The organism is Streptomyces sp. NPDC002057, from assembly GCF_040296665.1.
Lineage (GTDB): Bacteria > Actinomycetota > Actinomycetes > Streptomycetales > Streptomycetaceae > Streptomyces.
Genome location: NZ_JBEOXR010000040.1, coordinates 42,313 through 62,319, shown reverse-complemented (window position 1 = coordinate 62,319; position 20,007 = coordinate 42,313). Strand labels below are relative to the sequence as shown.

The window sequence follows — 20,007 nt, the reverse complement described above, 5'->3', positions numbered from 1 at the left end:
ACGCGGCCCGCTCAGCGCTCCGCGTCGTCCGGCCACACCCCGATGTGGTCGTGTTCGAGTTCGAGGGCCACGCGGTGTTCCATGCCGAGGGCCCGTGTGTACTCCGCAGGGAGCTGGAGCCGGCCCGCGCGGTCGAGCATCGCGTACTCCCGCGCCACCAGCGACTCCTTGCCCTGCTCGTCGACCTCCGTGCGGCGCAGCACCTCCGAGGAGGTGCGGCCGTCGCGGATGGCGACCGTGCGGCGTACCTCGGAGGCGACCGCCTGGTCGTGGGTGACGATCACGATCGTCGTGCCCAGTTCCTCGTTGGCGCGGCGGAAGGCCGCGAAGACCTGCTCGCCGGTGGCCGAGTCCAGCTCGCCGGTCGGCTCGTCGGCGAGGAGCACGGCCGGGTTGTTGGCCAGGGCGACCGCGATGGCCACCCGCTGCTGCTGACCGCCGGAGAGCTGGTGCGGACGCCGGTCACGGGCCTCCGCGACGCCCAGCATCGACAGGAGCTCCTCGGCCCGCTCCGCCTTCCGCTTCGACCGGCCCCGCAACTGCATGGGGAGCGCCACGTTCTGGGCGGCCGTCAGATAGGGCAGGAGGTTGCGGGAGGTCTGCTGCCAGACGAAGCCGACGACCTCGCGGCGGTAGCGCAGCCTGGCCCTGCCGTCCATCGCGAGGAGGTCGCACCCGCCGACCCGGGCGGCGCCGGCGGTCGGCACGTCCAGGCCCGCGAGGATGTTCATGAGGGTCGACTTGCCGGAGCCGGAGGCGCCGACGAGGGCCATCAGCTCGCCCTCCCGCACCAGGAGGTCGAGTCCCTGGAGGGCCTGCACCTCCACCCCGTCCGTGGTGAAGATCCGGACCAGCCGGTCGCAGGCGATGAGGGCGTCGTGCCCGTACGAGGGACGGTCGCGGTGCGCCGTCGCCCGCCGCTCCAGCTCCTCCAGGGTGGTGGGGTCGGAGGCGGAGCCCACCCCGTCGGTCCGGCTCGACGTGTCGGTCTGCGTCATCGTGCGTCTCCTGCCCTGAGTTCCTTGATCGAGCCCTTGCGCCCCGCCCACCAGGCCTGTCCGGCCGCCGCCACCGCCGTGATCAGGACGACCGTGACGGCGGGCACCACGAGCGACCACGGGTCGAGCCGCAGGGGCGCGCCGTCCAGGGGGGCGTGGGCGGGTGCCACGGCCAGCGCGAGGCGGACGAGGTCGATGCCCGGGGCGACCAGCGGCACCGTCGCCCAGCCGGCCAGGGTGCCGCCGAGCGCGGCGAGGAAGGCCTGCGGGAGCGCTTCGAGCCCGAGCAGCCGTCGTCCCTGCGCGCGGGTCAGTCCCATCGTCCGCAGCCGGGCGAGGAGCGTCGTGCGCTCCGGCGCGCTCTGCAGGAGGGAGAGCAGCAGGGCCACCACGGCGTATCCGGCGCCCGCGCCGATCGCGGACAGGTAGATCCGTCCGGCACCTGCCTGGAGCGGCGAGTCCGCGTAGCCGGCCCGTTCCTCGGTCCGCATCGACACCTGGAGGGCGGGTGACTCGGCCCGCGCGGCGGCCCGCAGCGCGGCGCCGTCGCGAGGGCCGGTGACGAGCAGGACGGTGGCCACCCGGTGGGTCAGGTCGGCGCTGTTGACGAGGAGGAAGTTGGCGTCCGGCAGGGCCGGGGTGACCGGCCGGACGGCGACGACCCTCACCCGGAAGATCCCGGCCGACGACACGATCTCCTGCGGTTCGCGGCCGAGCCGCTCGGCGACCGCCGGTGAGGCGACGGCGGGCAGCACCCGGTCCGGGCCGGTGGCCCGGGTGCCGTCCTTCGTCGTCGGAGCGAGCAGCTCGGCGGGGAACGGCCCGAAACCGGTCCGCCGGGCGAGCCGGGTGTACGAGTCGGGTTCGACGCCGATGAGCGACGAGGTCATCGACGGCGCGGAGGTGCCCTCGTGAGACGGCAGCGCCACGGCGTAGTCGATCTGCAGCGGGGTCAGGTCCCGTACCCCGGCCGTACCGCGGACCGCCTCGGCGAGGCCGGACGGCAGGGGCGCCCCGTCGAGCGCGCCGTCGACGCGGGCGTCCGCGCCGGTCTTCAGGAGCGAGGCCCGTTCGCGGGCGTCGGCGATGCCGGAGACGACGGAGCCGCCGAAGGCGGCCGTGGAGAGGGCGAGGACGAGGGCGAGGAGCGCGCCCGTGGAGGAGACCCGTCCGGCGCGGGCCAGGGCGAGCGGTCCGACCGCGCCGCGCAGCCGGCGGGCCGGGCGGCCCAGCCGGCGCAGCGGCAGCGGATAGATCCGTACGAGGAGCATGGCGGCGATCAGGCCGACGAGTACCGGGGCGGCGCTCACCAGGTGGTCCCCGGCGTCGCCGGTGCCCCGCAGGCGCAGCGCGACGACGGCGCCCACGGCGAGGACGAGCAGGGTGAGTTCGACGACCGTGCGGCGCCGGGAGGGGCGTGCGGTGAGCAGGTCGTCGCGTCCGCCGTGCAGGCGCGGGCGGCGGTGCAGGGCGACGGCCCGCACGGGTAGGACGAGCATCGCGAGCAGGGCGACGGCGGAGGCGGCGAGCAGGGAGGGGAGCAGCGGGACGCCGTCGGCGGACGCCGGCGCGTCGTCCGCTCCCCGTACGGTCGCCACCGCCAGGGCGAGGCCGAGCGCCGCGGCGGGTACGACGACGGCCGAGGTCTCGCCGAGCAGGCGCAGGCCGATGCCGGTGAGCGAGGCGCCGCGGGAGCGGATCAGGGCGAGTTCGCCGTCCCGGCGGGTGACGAAGAGGCTGCCGGTCATGGCGAGGACGACCACGGCGACGGTGGCGATGCCGAAGACGGCGACGGCCACGACCGGGTTGATCGCCGCGCGCATGGAGAGGTACGAGTCGACGACCAGGCCGAGGTCGGTGCTGAAGGTGCCGGTGGGGCCGACGACCTGGCGGAGCCTGACCAGGTCGGGGCCGGCGGTCGCCGAGGCCAGGGCGGCGCCGAGCCGGTCCGCGTCGTCGGCGGTGAGGTGCCCGGAGAGGGGAGTGAACCGGAAGAAGACCTCCGGTTCGCCGCCGGTGGAGAGCAGCGCGGGCGCCGAGGCGGGGGAGAGCAGCAGCGCGGCCTGCCAGTAGTACTTGACCTCCGGGCCGTCGGTCGCGGCGAGGGTCGGGGTGTGGAGCTGCGTCTCCACGGCCCAGTACGACTGCTCGGGTTCGCGCGGTTCCACGATCCCGGTGACCGTGACGGCGACCGGCTCCGTGCCGGTCCGGCTGGGCATGTGCACGACGGAGCCGACCTTGATCCGCAGCGTCTCGGCGGTCTTCGCGCTGACCACCGCCTCCGGCCGGGCGGCGGTGCCGGCGGCGGCCCGGCCCGCGCGGAGGGTGGCGTGGGAGTCCAGGCCGGACAGGGAGGAGAGCACGAACACGGGGGCGATCCCGTCCGGCCGGGGCAGCCAGGTGTCGATCCCCCCGACCCACTCCACGGTGCGGACTCCGTGCACGGACTGGCGAGGATCGGTCCGCAGCGGCTTCGGCAGCAGCGCGCGGACCTTGTCGTACCGCTCCTGGAGGAGGGCGGGGGCGAGCGCCGCCTCGCGTACGGCCGCGGGGTGCTGGAGGCCCGGTGTCCCCGCGGTCACCTGGAGCGCGGTGGTGCGGGGCGCGGCGGTCCGGATGTCGTGCCGGAGCCCCTCGCCCTCGTACGCGGCGACGGCGCGCGGCAGCGCGGCCGCGAGGTAGGCGGTGACCAGGACGAGCAGGGCGAGGGAGGCCGCGGCCCAGGGCGCGGTCCGCAGCCGGGTCCGCACCCAGGGCGCCACGGCGCGGGCGGGTTCGTCGGACCGGGACCGGGGCATGTCGGGGGCCTTCCTGCGTACGGCGGGTGTCTCGGGGGTCGTCTCGTGACCGCCCCCGGACGCTTCGGCGCGGCCACGGCGGGCGGCGCCCGGGGGCGTCTCGGCGCCTGTCCGGCCGGGGTTCGCCTCCGCACCGTCCCGGCCGGCCGGGTTCTCCCCGGCGGTCGCTGACATCAGTGGTCCCCCTGCCGGCGCAGCGTGACGGCCGGGTCGGCGCGGCGCAGGGCGATCGCGGCGACCATGGCCAGGGGCAGCGCGGCGACGCCGGCGAGCAGCAGCGCGACCTGGCCGACGGGCAGCGCGACGAGGACCGGGGGGACGGGCCGCGTGGCCTGGCCGGTGAGGACGACGAGCGGGACGACGGCCCGCGCGAGGACGGTGCCGAGTCCGACGCCGATGAGCAGGCCGATGCCGACGAGCAGCCCCTGTTCGGCGGCGATCAGCCGGGCGAGGCGGCGGCGTGGCGCGCCGAGCGCCCGCAGCACCCCGAACTCGGCGGCCCGTTCCCGCAGCGCTCCGGCCGAACCGACCGCGAAGCCGACGGCGGCGAGCGCGGCGCCGGCGGCGGCGACCGCCATCAGGGCGGCGTTGGGGCCCGCGCCGAGCGGGTCGCCGAGCAGCTCGGCGGCGAGCTCGTCGCGTACGAGGACCTGGGCCGGGTCCGCGTGGGGACGGGCGCGCAGGGCGGCGGCGACCTCGTCCGCCCGGCCGGGGGCGACGGACAGCCACCATTCGGTGGGCGCCACGGACGAGGCCGCATCGGTGGACAGGTAGCGGTTGACCGAGGTCAGGTCCAGGAGGATCGCGCCACCGGTGTCGGGGGCGGCGCCCGCACCGTTCGCGGAGGCCGCCGGGGCGCCCGGGCCGGTGGTGGGCAGCTCGTCGACGACGCGGTCGACGACGACCTTGACGCGACCGCCGACGGTGACCTCGATGAGCTCGCCGGGCTTGGCGCCGGCGGCCGCCATGAAGCTCCGGGTGGCGACGGCGGACACCCGGGCGGGTGCCTTCGGCGCGGGTGCCCGCAACCGCAGGGCGAAGTCCGTGCCCTGCCCCCAGAGGGTCTCCGGGGGAGCGCCGACGAGGCCGAACGAGACGGAGAACGGGGCGGGACGGCCGCCGGGCCCGGCGGCGCCGGGGACGGCCGTCGTGGCCTGCGGCCCCTGGGGGACGTTCTCCTCGGTCTGCTCGAAGGCGCGCGTCCAGGGGGCGAGGACCCGCGCGGGGGAGTGGACCCGCTCGGGTCCCTCCGCCGGGACGACGCCGAAGCGCTCGGCGCGGAGGGTCTGCCTGACGTTCACGTCGGGGTCGACGTGGCCGGAGAGCTCCAGGCCGACGAGGGTGAGCCGGCCGGCGGAGCCGCGGTTCCCCTCGGCGCCGGGAGCGGCGGTCAGGGCACCGAGGTCGAGGGTCATCCGGTGCGTCCGGCCGTCGGCGCCCAGCGACCCCATGGTGTGCCGGTACGGGATGCCGTCCGGGTCCTCCAGGACGGCGACGACCTGGGCGCCGTCGCCGGTGGCCTCGGTGAACCGCAGGTCGGCGGTGAGCGACCGGGTGCCGGCGGGCAGCGGGAGACCGGGGCGGCTCGCGGGCTCGGGGGCGAGCGGGGCGAGGAGGGAACGGACGGGGACGTCGGCGAGGTCGTCGCGGAGCAGCAGACCGTCGGTGAGGCTCCGGGTGTCGGCGGCGAGGACGGTCGCGCTCTTCCCGGCGACGTCCATGGTGACGCGGTGCACCGGGGTGACCGCGCGGACACCGGGCACGGTGCCCAGCCGCTCGGTCTGGGTGGGCTCGCCGGGGCCGCTGCCGAGGACACGGACGTCGGAGCCGATCCGGAAGTCGGCCTGGTCGCGCTGCGAACGCTCCCACGAGCCGCTCTGCCCGATGGCCAGCATGCCCATCGCCACGGAGAGGACGAGGAGGAGGACGGGGCCCGCCCCGCGCAGCGGCCGGCGGCTGAGCTGCCACCCCGCGAGCGCGGCGGAGAGCCCCCGCGCGCCCGCCGCGCGCCGTTCGGCCAGCTTGGCGGCGGGCGGCAGCAGACGCAGCGTCAGGACGGTGCCGGCCAGCAGGGCGAGGGCGGGGGCGGCGACGAGCACCGGGTCCACGGAGCCGCCGGACCCGCCCGCGCCGGCGGTGCCGCCCGCCGCGGCGGGGCGCTGCAACTGCCAGTAGGCGACGGCCGCGACGGCCAGCAGGCCGAGGTCCGCGCCGGCCCGTACGGGACCGGGCAGGGCGGCCGAGCGCGCCGGGCGCAGCGAGACGCCGGAGCCGTCCCCGGTGGCGAGCGCGGGCGCGACGACGGCGGCGGCGCAGCACAGGGCCACGGCGGCGGCGACCAGCCACACCTGGAGCGAGGGGGTCGTGTCGAGCCGTACGCCGAGGGAGGCGAGGGCGCTCTCCTCGGCGAAGAGCCGGGTCAGCGGTCCGGAGAGGAGCGGAGCGGCGACCGCCGCCGGAAGGGCGAGGAGCAGGGCCTCGACGGCGGCGAGTCCGGCGATCCGGCGCCGCGAACCGCCCCGGGCCCGCAGCAGCGAGGTCTCCCCGGAACGCTCGGTGCTGAGCAGCCGGGCGACGAGCAGCAGCGCGTACGCGGCGAGCAGCACCAGCTGTACGGCGACGATCAGGAGGGTGGAACGGGAGACGAGCAGCGCCCGCTGGGTCTGCTCCAGGACGGTCGGAAGCGCGGTGGACACCGAGATGGTCGTACCGAAGCGGGAGGTGTCGGCGGACATCGTCCTCGGGCCCTCGGTCGCGGCGGCGCGCAGGGCGTCGATGCGGTCGGTGGTGAGGCCGGAGAAGTCGGCGGAGCCGAGCCAGGACGTCTCACCGGAGCTCAGCGCCCCGGAGACCAGCACGGCCGGGTCGACGAGCAGCGGGCCGTACGTCGTGAACGTGGCCGTCCGCACCCCGCGCCCGCCCGCCGGGTCGAGCCGCCAGTACAGGTCGGCGGTGTCGACGGGCTTGTAGACGCCGGTGATCCGGGCCCTCAGCGGTCGGTCGTCGATCCGGTCGCGCAGTTCGACCACGGTCCCTGGGCCGACCCGCAGCCGTCGCGCCGCCTCCTCGGGCAGCGCCGTCTCGACCACGCCGGCCGCCCGGGCGGCCGAGGGCCAGGAGCCCCGGACGAGGGAGAGCCGCGAGCGGTCGAGCGCGGCGAAGTGGGTCAGGTCGGGGTCGCCGCCGCGGGCGGCGGGCGCCCGGAGGCTCCGGGGAAGCGCGTACGGCCCCGAGCGTTCGAGGCGCCGCACGGTCACCGGCAGTCCGTCGAAGGTCTTCCGCGCCCCGTCCCGGACGGCCTCCTCGGCGGTCGCCCGCTGGGCGGCGGGCACCTGCCCGCTCACCACGAGCGCGGCGGCGGACGCGGAGCGCCCGCGCAGTCCGGCCTGGAGCGCGGCGTCCCCGATCGCCCCGGAGAAGGAGGCGAGGGTGGCGAGCGCCGAGGTGGTCAGGAGCACGGCGAGCAGCGCCGCGGCCAGCAGCAGCCGGTGCGCCCTGACGCGCAGAAGTACGAACCCCGTCACCCATCCCCCTGGCCACCCTGATCACGGTGCGCACGTCGAACACGTACCGAACGCTCCCGAAACTTCTCTCGGATGCTTTCAGAGTGCATGTGCCGTTGGAAACCGCTTGCGGGCCCGCCTTGACGTGATCGTGACCGTTATCCGGGGTTCCGGCTCCGGAATGTGTCCGTCCGTGCCGGGGGGAGCACGGACGGGGAGCGGAAGGCGGTCAGCCGGCCGTGTTCACCATCGAGGCCGCCGCGTAGGTCAGGTAGCGCCACAGCTCGTGCTCGTGCTCGGGGGCCAGGTCCAGCTCGTCCAGGGCGACCCGCATGTGGCGGAGCCAGGCGTCGTGGGCGGCCCGGTCCACGGCGAACGGGGCGTGGCGCATCCGGAGCCGGGGGTGACCGCGGTGGTCGCTGTAGGTGCGGGGGCCTCCCCAGTACTGCATGAGGAAGAGCCGGAAGCGCTCCTCGGCGGGGCCCAGGTCCTCCTCGGGGTACATCGGGCGCAGCAGCGGGTCCTCCGCGACGCCCTCGTAGAAGCGGCGGACCAGGCGACGGAAGGTCTCCTCGCCGCCGACCTGCTCGTAGAAGGTCTGCTCCTGTGGTGTTTCCCCGGGAATCTCGTTCACCGTTCCATCGTCTCAGATGACCCGTCCTAGGACTTGAGGTCCAGGACCGCTCGCCGGGGCCCCCGGGCGGCGGCAGAGTGGAGACATGGGTGACGGGCGGGACGAGTTCGCCGGGACCGGCGCACGGGCGCGACGGGCGCTCGTGCGGGAGATCGAGGCGGCGGGCGTGCTGACCGATCCCGCCTGGCGGGCCGCCTTCGCCGAGGTCCCACGGCACCGCTTCGTCCCCTACTACTACGTCCCCGGGACCGACGGCTACGAGCGGCTCTGGTCCGGCGACCCCGACCCCGGGCGGCGGGACCGCTGGCTGCGCGGGGCGTACGCGGACACGGCGATCGCCACCCGGGTACGGGACGGGGAACTGGTCTCCTCCGCCAGCCAGCCCTCCCTGATGGCGCTGATGCTGCACGCCCTGGACGTGCGCGACGGCGACGACGTCCTGGAGATCGGGGCCGGGACCGGCTACCACGCGGCCCTGCTCAGCCACCGGCTCGGCGCGGAGCACGTCACCACCGTCGACCTGGACGAGGAGATCGCCGAGTCCGCCCGGACCCATCTCGCCGCGGTCGGGTACCGGCCGGCCGTGGTCGCCGCCGACGGGGCCCGCGGCTGCCCCGAGCGCGCGCCCTACGACCGGATCGTGGCGACCTGCGCGGTGCCCTCGGTCCCGTACCCCTGGCTCGCCCAGTGCGGGAGCGGCGCCCTGGTGCTCGCTCCGCTCTCCACCGGGCTGATCCTGCTGCGGGTGCGCGACCGCACCCACGCCGAGGGACGGTTCCTGGCCACCTCCGCGTACTTCGTGGCGCTCCGGGGCGTCGCCGCCCGCACCCCGCGCCACGGACCCGCCGGGGACGAGCACTTCCGCTTCCTGTGGGGTCTGGCCGACCAGGTCCTGGACAGACGCGAAGCGCTCTCGCTCTGGCTGCGCGAGGGGCGGCCGGAGCGGGAGCGCTTCGGGGTGACGGTCAGCGGCGACCGGCAGTGGGCCTGGCTGGACGACCCCGGAGGGCCGTACGCCTGGCCCCTGCCCGAGGCGTGAGGACGCGGGTCAGCCGAGCCGGATCGTGATCGTCGTCCAGGCGCCGACGTGCACCCGGTCGCCGTCCTGGAGCTGGACGGGGACGTAGGGCTGGATCGGCTCCTCGCCGCCGTTGACCGTGGTGCCGTTGGTGGAGTTCTGGTCCACCACCGCCCACGAGCCGTCCGGCTGCTGCACGAGCACGGCGTGCTGGTGCGAGACGCCCGGGTCCTCCGGCGGCACCGAGAGGTCGACGTCGGGGGACTCGCCGGTGGAGTGCCGGCGGCGCCCGATGGAGATCTGGTTGCCCTGGAGCGGCAGGTGCTTGTCCGGGGAGTACGCGGGCAGGTTCAGGCCCGTGGCCTCCGGGCCGCTGCGCTGCATCATCGCCATGAAGTACTCGCGGTCCGGACCGATCACCGCGGTCCAGGACAGCGGCTGCCGCGGCGGCTGGAACTGCTGCTGCGGGGGCGCCTGATGCTGCTGCGGGGGCGGCGGGGCCTGGTGCTGCCCCTGGTGCCCCTGCTGTCCGTGCTGTCCGTGCTGCCCCTGCTGCTCGTACGGCGGCGGAGGCGGCTGCGGCGCGTGGTGCTGCGGAGGCGCCTGGTGCTGGCCGGGAGCCTGGTGCTGCGGGGGCTGCGGAGGCGCCTGGTGCTGAGGGGGAGCCTGGTGCTGCGGAGGCTGCGGCGGCTGGTGCTGCGACGGGGGCGAGAGCACCCAGTCGTCGTCCGCGCGCGGCTGCGGCGGCGCGGGCGGCGCCGGGGCCTGGGCCTGGGCGGACGGGGCCTGGAAGTAGGCCGGGGGCGCCGGCTGCTGGTGCGCGGGAGGCTGCTGCACCGGCGGGCGCTGCGGCGGGGCCTGATGGTGCGTGGGGTCGCCGCCCAACGGCTCGGCGGGGCGGTTCACCTGAGAGGGCCGTGATCCCTGGTAGCCGAACGGGTCCTGCGGCGGCGGTCCCTGGGGAGCCTGCTGTCCCTGCGGGGGTTGCTGGCCCTGGGGATGCTGCTGGCCCTGCGGCGGCTGCGGCGGGGACTGGAAGCCGGGCGGCAGGTTCAGGCCGGGCGGCGGTCCGGGCTGCCGCTGCGGGGACGGGACGTTCTGCGGGGCCAGCGGCGTGTACGAGGTCGCCGTGTTCGTGAGGAAGTTCCAGCGGCACTCCTCGCAGAACGGCGCCATGGGCTCGCGCGGCGTACGGCACTGCGGGCAGAGCTCCGCCTGGGCCGTCGCGTTCGGGTCGCCACCGGGGCCGTAGCCAGCGGGAGCGGGCGGAGCACCGTGACCACCGGGGCCGCCGTAGCCACCGGGGCCTTCGGGGCCGCCGTAACCCCCCGGTCTGTCGGGGCCGGGGTATCCATAGGCGGGCGGCGGCGGGGGAGGCGGCGGTACGGCACCCGTCGGCGCACCCGCCCCGGCCATGCGATGGCCGCAGACCTCGCACCAGTCGTCGGAGACCGACTGGTGTCCGTTCGGGCAGGTCGGCATGTCGGTGCTTCCCCCTCTCGTCGTCCGGCCCGTTGGCCGGGCTACCTCTTGACGCGAACGGTCTTGGTGGAGCGGGTCTCGAGTGTCATCTCGTCCGCTTCCGCGACCTTCGCCTTCAAACGCACAGTACCGGTCGCCGCATCGACAACGTCGACCACCTTCGAAAGCAGTTTCGCCGTATCCGCGTTGCCGGAGGCGGCCGCGAGCTGCACCGCACGGCCCAGTTTGGCGGTCGCGCCGTCACGATCGCCCGATTTGCGGGCATCGAGACCCTGCTGGATGACGTCCGCCAGCTCGGCCTGGCCGGTGTAGTGCGCCACCTGCGGGTTGATCGACGTCGACATCGCCAGGTCGTCCGTCCACACCGCCCGTACCAGTCCCTGGGACAGCGGACGCGGGGTGCCGTCCACCGGGTCCGGGGCGATCAGGGAGACCCGGGCGGCGAGCATCTCCTGGCCGACCGCGGCCTGCGGCACCCGGACGCTCACGTGGTAGTCGCGGGACTCGTCGCCCCACGAACCCGTCGGGTAGTCCCCGGCGCGCGGCCCGGCCTCCGTACGCCGCCCGGTCAGGTCCTCGACCGTCGGCGCCACCTGCTTCACGTAGGCGATCTCCACCCCGACCGGGGTCCAGAGGCGCAGTACGACGTCCGCCACGCCCTTGCCCATGGCCTCTTCCATCATCGTCGTGAAGTCGGCGGCGAGGGCGGCCGGGTCGGCGACGATGTCGGCGGTGCCGAGGAGCGCCGAGGCGATCCCGGTGACCTCCTTGACCTCCCAGTCGGTGCCCACCCCGCGCGCGTCACAGGTGAAGCGGCCGGCGCAGGCGTCGAGCGCGGCCCGCAGCTCCTCCGGCGACTCGTGCTCGTTGCGGCCGTCGGTGAGCAGGATGCCGTGCCGGATGGTGAGGTCGGCGGAGGAGAGCAGCCGGTCCGCGAGGCGCAGCCAGGTGCCGATCGCCGTGCCGCCGCCCGCGCTCAGCCGGCGGAGCGACTCCTTGGCCTCGGCCCGGGTCCTGGCGTCGGCGACGGCGAGCCGGCCGTTCCCCGGGTAGACCTCCTTCGCCACGTGCGTACCGGCGACGACGGCGAAGGCCGTGCCGTCGCGCAGGGTGTCGACGGCGGACGCGGTCGCCTCCCGGGCGCCGCGCATCTTGGTGGCGGGGTAGTCCATCGAGCCGGAGCAGTCGACCATGATCACGACGCCGGCCGCCCCGGCGTCCGCCGGGGCGGCCAGCCGCTGCGCGCTGGTGCCGCCCCCGGTCGAGGTGACCGTGACGATCGCGCTGACGTCCCGGCCGCCCTCGGGCAGGAACTCGTTCTGGTAGACGTCCACCGAGAACTGCGGCACGGTCGACTTGGAGAAGTTCGCCATCTGTTACGGCTCCTCGGGCAACAACGGTGAAGGGACGGGGGATCGGCGACCGCTCAGGCGGATCCTGCCCCTTGGGGAGTGACGGCGAACGGCACGAGCGCGACCGTGATGTTGTCGTGGCCTCCGCCGTCCAGGGCGTGGCCCACGAGGACCTGGGCGCTGTGCAGCGGGCGGTCGGCCGCGTCGGCCGGGACGACCCTGGCCATGTCGTCGGCGCCCTCCGCGTAGTTCCAGAGGCCGTCGGTGCAGACCACCACCACGCCGGAACGGTCCGGCTTGAACGCGGCCGTGTGCGGCTCCAGCTCGTAGGCGTCGGCGCCCAGCCAGCCGGTGATCGCGTGGGCACGCTCGTCCGCGTACGCCTCGGCCTCGTTCATCAGACCCGCCGCGACCATCTGCGCGGCCCACGAGTCGTCCTCGGTGAGCCGGGCGGCCGGGGTGGCCCGGTCGTCGGGCACCCAGTAGACGCGGCTGTCGCCGATCCAGCCCACCACGAGCAGTCCGTCGGTGACGACGGAGCCCACGATGGTGCAGGCCGGGGCGTTGCGGTGGCGGTGCGGATCGTGCTCCGCCCCCTCCTCGCCGGGTTCCTCCGCGAGGGAGTTGACGGCTTCGGCGGCGGCCACGATCGCCTCGTGCATCGCCTGCTGCGGGTGGGTGCCCCGGGGCAGCGCGGCGAGCAGCGAGGCGCCGGCCGCCTGTGCGGCGGCGGCCGAGGCCTCGTCGGGCCGGGTCGCCGAGGACACGCCGTCGCAGACGATCGCGACGGTGGCGGTGGAGCCGTCGGGGAGCGTGGTCGCGGAGACCGCGAAGGCGTCCTCGTTGCGGTGGTGGCGCAGTCCCCGGTCGCTGACGGCGGCCACGCCGTCGAGCTCCCGCTCCATGTGGTCGCGCTCGCGGGGCTGCGCGTGCCCGCAGTTCTCGCAGTAGCCGTCGGTGTCCACGCGCCCGGCCCGGCAGGCGACACAGAGGCCGGAGGCGGCGCCGGTGGCGGTGGCGTGGACCGGGGCGGCCGGAGCCGGAGAGGCGTGGGCCGGAGCCGGAGCGGCGACCGGGGCCGCGCCCGCCTGGGCGGGCGGGACCGCCGGAACGGGAGGGACGGCCGGTACGGGCGGCGCGGCCGGCACCGGCGGCGCCGGGTTCGCCCGCACCGCCGTACGCGGATCGGGCGCCGCCAGTTCGAAGTCCCCGCTGCCCGTCGTGGTCTCCCCGGCGGCGACGGGCGGCACCGGGCCGTCCGTGCGGACCGGCATCGTCGGCAGGTCCCGGCCACCGGAGTCGGTGCCCGGGAGGTCACCCGGGTGCTGGGTCGCGGTCGACAGCGAACCGGGCTCCCGGGGCGGGGCGTCCGGCCAGGCCACCGGCGAGCCGATGGCCACGGTCGGGCGGTCCGGCTCGATCCCGGCGACCGGCACGGCCGTCAGGTCGTGGCCGCAGGCCCCGCAGAACCGGTCACCCGACTCCAGGGGCTCCGCGCACTCCGGGCAGGCGATGAGACCGTGCGACGGCTTCGGGTTCTGGGACATCCTCACACCCACGTCCGGGGGCGGAAGCGGTTGGCGCGCTCCACCAGTTCGATCCTCTCCTCGCCCCGCTGGGCGAGCCGGGCCAGCACCCGGTACGAGCGTTCGAGGCCGAGGCGCAGTCCGCGCTCGTCCAGTTCACTTCCGAGCAGCAGCGTGCCGCCGCCCGGTTCCGCACCGGGACTCCCGGAGAGTACCCAGTCGAGGGCCGTTCCGAGGACCTCCGTCGACAACTGCTCCCGGCGCACCGCGTCCAGACCGAAGCCCTGGAGCGCGGAGACCTGCGCCGCGGCCGCCGTCAGGTCGGCGCCGAGCGGCTCCCGGGCGGGGCGCCGCCGCAGCCGCGCCCGCACGGTCGCGACCCGGGCCGCCGTGTAGTGGATCGAGGCCTCCGGTACCGACTCCAGGGCCTGTACGGCTCCGGTGCGGTCGCCCGCCGCGAGCCGCACCCGGGCGAGCCCGAAGGCGGCGCTGACGAAGCTGGGGTCGGTGGCCCACACCAGGCGGTAGTACTCGGCGGCGTTGTCGAGCTGGCCGAGCACCTCGGCGCAGATCCCGAGGGCCAGCTTCGGCGACGGCTCGCCGGGGAAGGCGTCGTACACCGCGTCGAAGGCGAGCGCCGCGTGCTCGTGGTCGCCGGTCACCAGGGAGGCGACACCCCGGTACCAGACGACCCGCCAGTCGTCCGGGTCCCGCTCCTCCAGACCGGCCAGGGTCTGTACGGCGGAGGGCAGGTCGCCCAGCTCCAGCTGGGCCCGCAGGGTGCGCAGCCGCAGCTCGGCGGAGGGCGCGGGCGCGCCCTGGAGCGCGCCGAGCAGTTCGCCGGGGGCGGCGGCGGCCAGACCGGCGAGGAACCCGGCGTTGGGGTCGGCCGCGTCGACGCGCGGCACGGGCAGCGCGAGCGCGGTGGCGGGCGGGTCGAGCGGCGCGAGCAGCTCCCCGAGCCCCGGTCCCCGCGCCCCGGCGGGCAGCCCGGCCCCCGCGACGGCACCGGGAGCACCGCCGGAAGCACCACCGGGCACCGCCACGCCCGGAGCGCCGCCGGGAGTACCCCCCGGAGCACCGCCCGGAGCCGCACCGGGCCGTGCCCGCTGCTTGCGGCCCCGCCGCGCCCCGAGCAGCGACACGTCCTCCGTCAGCTCGGCGAACAGGGTCGTGTCCGTGACCCGCACCTCCGTGCCGAACAGGGTCGACAGCGCCGGGCGCGGCCGCCCCGACTGGAGCGCCACCACCTCCCGCAGCACACCGGTCAGCTGCTCCGCCATCTCCTGCGCGGAGGAGAACCGGCGGGCCGGGTCCGGGTCGGTGGCGCGGACCAGGAAGCGGTAGTACGACTCGTAGGTCCGGAAGACCGCGATGTTGTCCGGGTCGGGCAGCGAGTCCACGAAGACGTTCGTGTAGCCCTGGAAGTCGAAGGTCATCACGGCGAGCGTGCGCGCCACCGTGTACAGGTCGCTCGCCACCGAGGGGCCGACCTCGGCCACCTCCGGCGCCTGGTAGCCGACCGTGCCGTAGATCGCGGACTCGTCGTCGTCCATCCGCCGGACCGCGCCCATGTCGATGAGCTTGAGCTGGTCCTCGGACTGGATGGCGTTGTCGACCTTGAAGTCGCAGTACAGCAGGTTCCGGCTGTGCAGGTGGCCGAGCGCCTCCAGGGCCTCGATCCCGTACGCGCAGGCCTGCTCGACCGGCAGCGGATCGCGCCGGCCGTCCGGGGTGCGCCGGTCGTTGGCGATCTCCTTGAGCGACTTGCCGCCGACGTACTCCATGACGATGTAGCCGTCCAGGGAGCCGGTGCGCTGGTCGAGGTGCTCGACGAAGTTGTAGATGCGGACGATGTTGGAGTGCTCGATCTCGGCGAGGAAGCGGCGCTCGGAGATCGCGGCGGCCATGGCGTCCTGGTCGCCGGTGTCGAGCAGGCCCTTGAGGACGACCCACCGGTCGGAGACGGCCCGGTCGACGGCGAGGTAGACCCAGCCGAGGCCGCCGTGCGCGAGACAGCCCGCCACCTCGTACTGGCCGTGGACGATGTCCCCGCCCCGCAGCTTCGGCACGAAGGAGTACGGGTGACCGCACGTGGTGCAGAAGCCCTCCGTGCGGCCCGGCCGGTCACCGCGCGAACGGCCCACCGGCGCCCCGCAGTCGGAGCGGGAGCAGAATCGCTTCCGCTCGGGAACCTCGGGGTTCGCCATCACCGCGGCCCGAGGGTCGGGGCGCGGCACCTCCGGGATCGAGACGAGGCCCGCGCCCAGCCGGTTCCGGGCGGACTGCCCGGTCGACGTGCCCGAACTGCGCACCGACACCGAACGGGAGGAGGCGGCCCCCGAGAGCGAACGCGAGAGGCGCCCGGAGACCGAACGCCGGGAGGTCGAGGAGCGCGACGAGGCCCGCGAGGACGCCCGCGAACTGCTCCGCGAGGAGGCCGAGTCGGTCCCCCCGACCCCGCCCGTGCCCCTGCCGGGCACGGCCATCCCCGTCGGCGTCGACCCGATGAGCCCGCCGGGCGCGACCACCGGGGCGAGCCCGCAGGTGTCGCAGTACAGCTCGCCGCCTCCCATGTCCTCGTACGAACCCTCGCACGAAGGACGCTGACAGCTCCCCACGCCCGTCTCCCCGCTCACCACTGTTCCCCGCTCACCACTGTCGTCCTCCCGCGTCCCTCGGGCCGGACAGTACGTCCGCCGCCGCCTGCTGGTAGCGCAGCACGGCCTGTTCCGCGACCCGCAGATCGCAGGGCGCGCTCCACAGCATCCGGCGGGCCGCGTCGTACCGCTCCACGAGCAGCGGGTCCTCCGCCGCGCCCAGCCGGGCCACCTTCGCCTTGTACGCGTCGAGCCGGCCGCGCAGCTCGGCCCGGACCGCGAGCGGGGCCGTGACCGCGGTCAGCGACTCCCGGGCCCGCATCAGCTCGTCCTCCGCCTCCCGCTCCAGGGACTCCAGGAGCGGGGAGAGCCGGTGCCACTGGGCGTGCCTGCGGTACTCGGCGGCGGTCGCGAGCCGCTCCTGGAGCACGATCGGCGGCCCGCTGACGGCCGGCACCTCGGAGGCGGCGATCTTCGCGAGGACCTCGCCGCGCGCGGACCGCGCCTCGGCGAGCGTCCGGTCCGCCCGCGAGAGCACGTCCCGCAGCCGCAGCAGCCGGTCCTCGGAGTCCTGCCGGACCGCGAGCACCGCCTCGATCTCGCGCCGGACGTCCTCCAGGGCGAGCGCCGCCCGGTCGTACCGCCCGGTGTCGGGGCGGCCCCCGCCGGGCGCCGAACTCCCCGCGGCCGGACGCCAGAACGCCAGCGGATCGGTCACCACCTGGGAGCGCAGCGCGGTCAGCTCGGCGGTGATGTCCTCCAGGTCGTCCCCGGCCGGGTGCTCCCCGGGCCGTACCCCGACCGAGTGCGCGAGCGAGCGCGTCCGGCCCAGTTCGGCGGCGAGCAGGTCTATCCGGGCGGGCAGCGCCGACCAGACGGCGTCGGCGGTGACCACCATGTCGAGGGAGGACGCGTACAGCTCGTTCATCCGGCGGACGAGGCCCTCCAGGGTGAACCGCTCCGAGAGCAGCCCCTGTTCGCCCGCGCCGCCCGCGACGAGCACGCTCTCGCCGCGCAGCCGGTCGGTCAGCTCCAGGAGCTCGTCACGGCCGGGCCAGCGGCGCCTGGCGCGCACCTCACGGGCGTCCCGCAGGGCGCCGGTGTACACGTCGAAGCAGGTCCAGAGCAGGGTGATGGTCCGCTCGGTCGCCACCCAGCGGTCCCGGGTCGTACCGGTCAGCTCGGCCCCTTCGAGCAGTCTGCGGCCCGCGTGGTCCTGGAGGGCGAGGAGCGAGTCCTCGACCGCCTTGTGCTCGGCGCCGAGCCGCGCCAGCGCACGGTCCACCTCGTCCCGGTCCATCACCGGCCCAGGGGGTCCCGTGACGCCCATCGATCACCTCTTCCACCGCGCGTACAGGGGTTGCGTGCCGGGGTTCCCGGCCGGGTCACTTGTACAGGGGGGCGGGCGGCCCGGATATCCCGGGCAGGTCCGCCTGGAGCCACTGCTTGTACGCGGCCTGCCAGGGCCCGTTCCGGTACGCCACGAGGACCTGGTTGACCCGGCGGATCAGGTCGTCGTTGCCGAGTCTGGCGGCCACTCCGTAGAACTCGGTGGTGAACGGACGTCCCTTGAGCTCGACCGCCGGGTCCTGGGCGGCCTGTCCGGCCGCCAGGGCGTTGTCGGTGACGACCGCGTCGACCTCGCCCATCTGGAGCCTGGCCAGGCAGTCCAGCTGGTTGGGGACGGTGAGCAGGTCCTTGTCGTCCTTGGTGCCGTCGCGCTCGTCCTTGAACAGCGCGCCGAAGGAGTTCTCCTCCAGGGCCTCGTAGGCAGTCGAGCCCTCCGCGGTGCAGACCCGCTTGCCGCGCAGCGAGGAGTCGTAGCCGGTGATGTCCCGGGCGAGCTTGGGCGCCAGGACCTGCTGCCCGGCCTGGAAGTAGGCGGTGGAGAAGGCGACCTGCTGGATCCGCTTGCAGTTGATCGTCATCGTGCGCACGACGAGGTCGACCTTGCCGCTGTCGAGGGCGGCGATCCGCTGGTTGGTGGGGATCGCCCGGAAGATGACGGCGTCCTCGCTGCCCAGGATCGACTTGGCTATCGCCCGCGCCAGATCGATGTCGAAGCCTTCGAGGGCGCGCGTCTCCGGGTTCCGGTAGCCCCAGCGGTAGCTGGACTGGTCGACGCCGACGACCAGCTTCCCGCGGTCCTTGATGGCCCCGATCGACGGGCCGTCCGCCGACGAGGGGGTGAGGGAGGCCTCCGGCCGCTCGCAGGTGTCCGCCTTGATCTGGACCCCGGTGCCGACGCCGGGTCCGGGACCGTGCGTCCCGGGCGCGGCCGCCACGGCGCCGCCGTCGTGCGCCAGCGGAAGCAGCGTGAGCGAGGCGGTGAGCCCACAGGCCACCGCCATGGCGGTCACCCCGCCCCAGCCCCGGAACCGCCGCGCCGTCCGCCGCACCAGCGGGTACGTGCCGCTCGGCATCCCGCCCCCTCTCACCGGTACTCCGACAGTCTGCGGTTGATGCCGAGCACGGCGCCCGCCGCGCCCAGGACCGCGAGGGCGGCCGCGCCCAGGGGCAGCGCCGTCAGCGCGTCCCTGGCGTCCCCGGCGGCACGGGTGAACTCGGCCTGCTCATGGGCGAGGGCCCGCTCCAGGGCCGCGTCGACCTGGTCGAAGGACTGCCCCGTCGTCTCCTCGGCGCCGACGATCCGGCCGAGGGCGCCCTCGAAGTCGCCGGCGTCGTCCTTCGCGCGGGCGTCCTTGTGGCGCTGCTGCCACTCGCCCGTACGGGAGGCGGCCTCGTCGACCGGGGTGCGGCCCGCGTCGTCGTCGGACCGTTCCCCGGCCGTGGCCAGCGCGTCCGTCAGGGCCGCCATGCTCGCCGTGTACTCCGCCTCGTACCGGTCGTTCTTTCCGTCCTCGGTGAGGACGGCGCCCCGGGCGACCAGGGTCAGGTTCTCGTTGGCGCGGGCCGTGAGCGAGCTGATCCGGGCGACGTTGAGGACCTGGAGGGACTCCTGCCCGTCCTCCCGCGCGCTGTTCAGGCCGGTGCGCGCGACGGTGTGCGCGGCGAGGAGCCAGAGCACGACGACGACCGTGGCGGCGGTGGCGGCGAGCAGGCCGTGGTTGAAGACCCGGTGCGTCTTCGCGTAGTTGCGGCGCTGGGCCCAGACGAGGGCGGCGAGGGTGAGCAGGCCCAGACCGAGGGAGAGGAGGGGCCAGGCGCGGGCCGACTCGTCGTCCTCCTGGAGCCGTACCGTCTCCGCCGCGTACAGCCGCTCGGCCGCGGGGAGCAGGGTGCTGGTCATCTGCTGGTTGGCGTACCGCAGATAGGCCCCGCCCAGCGGCAGGCCCTGCCGGTTGGCGGCCCGGGCGCGCTCGACCAGGCCCGTGTAGCGGGGGAGCTGTTCGTTCAGGGTGGCGATCTCGCGGGCCGACTCGCCCGAACCGTCGGTGCCGGCGGCGGCCTTGACGAGGAGCCGGGCGGCGGTGGCGATGTCCCGGTCGTACCGCGCGCGGGACTCCGCGGGCTCCAGCGTGCCCGCGAGGAATCCGCTGGCGGCGGTGGTGTCCGCGTCGGCCAGGGAGCGGTAGATCGCGGCGGCGTCGGCGGACAGCGGCTGGCTGCGGCTGACGACGTCGTCGGCGGCGCCGGCCCGGTCGTCGACCTGGAGGGCGGTGACGGCGCCGAACGCGACGACGAGCAGCGCGAGGACGGCCCCGAGGATCTGGAGCCGGCCGGGCTCGGTCGTGGTGGCGACCCGCAGCCGCTCCCGTCCCACGGCCCAGGCGCCCCGTCCCGCGGGCGGGGCGGCGCCGGGCGCGGGCGACGGCTGCGCGGGCACGCCGACCGGGCGCGCGGGCGCGGGCGCCGTGCTCCGCGCCGCCGGGGCGGCAGGTGCGTTCGGCGGGTGTGTCACGTGACCTCCCCCTCGGTCGCCGACTTCGGCCGGTCCGGCCTGCAGTATGGCCGCAGGGGGCCGTCCGCACACCGGGATTGACTGGATCTTGTTCTTATCGTGCCGTATGCCCCCGGCACATCCGCAGGCGAATCCCCTCACTCTGAATACGTCGCCGGGCCGTGATCGGTTCCGTCCCGGAGATCGCTCGAACAGGTGAACACGGCTGCGGGGCGCCTCTTCCCGGCGAAGAGA

12 protein-coding genes are annotated in these 20,007 nt (G+C 75.5%); 1 reads left to right on the top strand and 11 read right to left on the bottom strand.

The window, feature by feature from the left end:
• Positions 1-11: 11 nt before the first annotated feature.
• The 4 genes from ABT129_RS26680 to ABT129_RS26665 all read right to left on the bottom strand — a co-directional run bounded on the left by ABT129_RS26680 (position 12) and on the right by ABT129_RS26665 (position 7,933).
• Entirely contained in the window at positions 12-998 is a 987-nt protein-coding gene (locus tag ABT129_RS26680; RefSeq protein WP_351906566.1) for an ABC transporter ATP-binding protein, read from the bottom strand.
• Positions 995-3,796, bottom strand: a complete 2,802-nt coding sequence (locus ABT129_RS26675) for an FtsX-like permease family protein (RefSeq protein WP_351906626.1) — start codon at positions 3,794-3,796, stop codon at positions 995-997. Before ABT129_RS26675 ends, ABT129_RS26680 begins: the two co-directional genes overlap by 4 nt.
• Positions 3,797-3,969: 173 nt before the next feature.
• Positions 3,970-7,320 carry an FtsX-like permease family protein gene (locus ABT129_RS26670; protein ID WP_351906563.1) on the bottom strand — a complete coding sequence of 1,117 codons (3,351 nt, stop codon included), beginning with the start codon at positions 7,318-7,320 and terminating at the stop codon, positions 3,970-3,972.
• Positions 7,321-7,528: 208 nt separating this feature from the next.
• Complete coding sequence (locus ABT129_RS26665) at positions 7,529-7,933, bottom strand: globin (protein WP_351906560.1); 405 nt, start codon at positions 7,931-7,933, stop codon at positions 7,529-7,531.
• A gap of 85 nt (positions 7,934-8,018) precedes the next feature.
• Between ABT129_RS26665 and ABT129_RS26660 the strand changes: the two genes are divergently transcribed.
• On the top strand, positions 8,019-8,972 hold the full coding sequence (locus tag ABT129_RS26660; protein WP_351906557.1) for a methyltransferase domain-containing protein: 954 nt from the start codon (positions 8,019-8,021) through the stop codon (positions 8,970-8,972).
• 9 nt (positions 8,973-8,981) lie between these two features.
• Here ABT129_RS26660 and ABT129_RS26655 read toward each other — a convergent pair whose 3' ends face one another.
• From ABT129_RS26655 to ABT129_RS26625, 7 genes are all read right to left on the bottom strand, one after another.
• Complete coding sequence (locus ABT129_RS26655) at positions 8,982-10,433, bottom strand: FHA domain-containing protein (protein ID WP_351906554.1); 1,452 nt, start codon at positions 10,431-10,433, stop codon at positions 8,982-8,984.
• A gap of 41 nt (positions 10,434-10,474) precedes the next feature.
• On the bottom strand, positions 10,475-11,806 hold the full coding sequence (locus tag ABT129_RS26650) for a vWA domain-containing protein (RefSeq protein WP_351906551.1): 1,332 nt from the start codon (positions 11,804-11,806) through the stop codon (positions 10,475-10,477).
• 53 nt (positions 11,807-11,859) lie between these two features.
• A complete protein-coding gene (locus tag ABT129_RS26645) occupies positions 11,860-13,332 on the bottom strand; it encodes a PP2C family protein-serine/threonine phosphatase (protein ID WP_351906548.1) in 1,473 nt (490 codons plus the stop codon).
• A gap of 2 nt (positions 13,333-13,334) precedes the next feature.
• A complete protein-coding gene (locus ABT129_RS26640) occupies positions 13,335-15,887 on the bottom strand; it encodes a serine/threonine-protein kinase (RefSeq protein WP_351906623.1) in 2,553 nt (850 codons plus the stop codon).
• Between the two features lie 76 nt (positions 15,888-15,963).
• Positions 15,964-17,241 carry a coiled-coil domain-containing protein gene (locus ABT129_RS26635; RefSeq protein WP_351906545.1) on the bottom strand — a complete coding sequence of 426 codons (1,278 nt, stop codon included), beginning with the start codon at positions 17,239-17,241 and terminating at the stop codon, positions 15,964-15,966.
• A 55-nt stretch (positions 17,242-17,296) separates the two neighbouring features.
• Entirely contained in the window at positions 17,297-18,334 is a 1,038-nt protein-coding gene (locus tag ABT129_RS26630) for a glutamate ABC transporter substrate-binding protein (protein WP_351906542.1), read from the bottom strand.
• A gap of 11 nt (positions 18,335-18,345) precedes the next feature.
• On the bottom strand, positions 18,346-19,773 hold the full coding sequence (locus ABT129_RS26625) for a GlnX family signal transduction membrane protein (protein WP_502981921.1): 1,428 nt from the start codon (positions 19,771-19,773) through the stop codon (positions 18,346-18,348).
• Positions 19,774-20,007 lie beyond the last annotated feature (234 nt).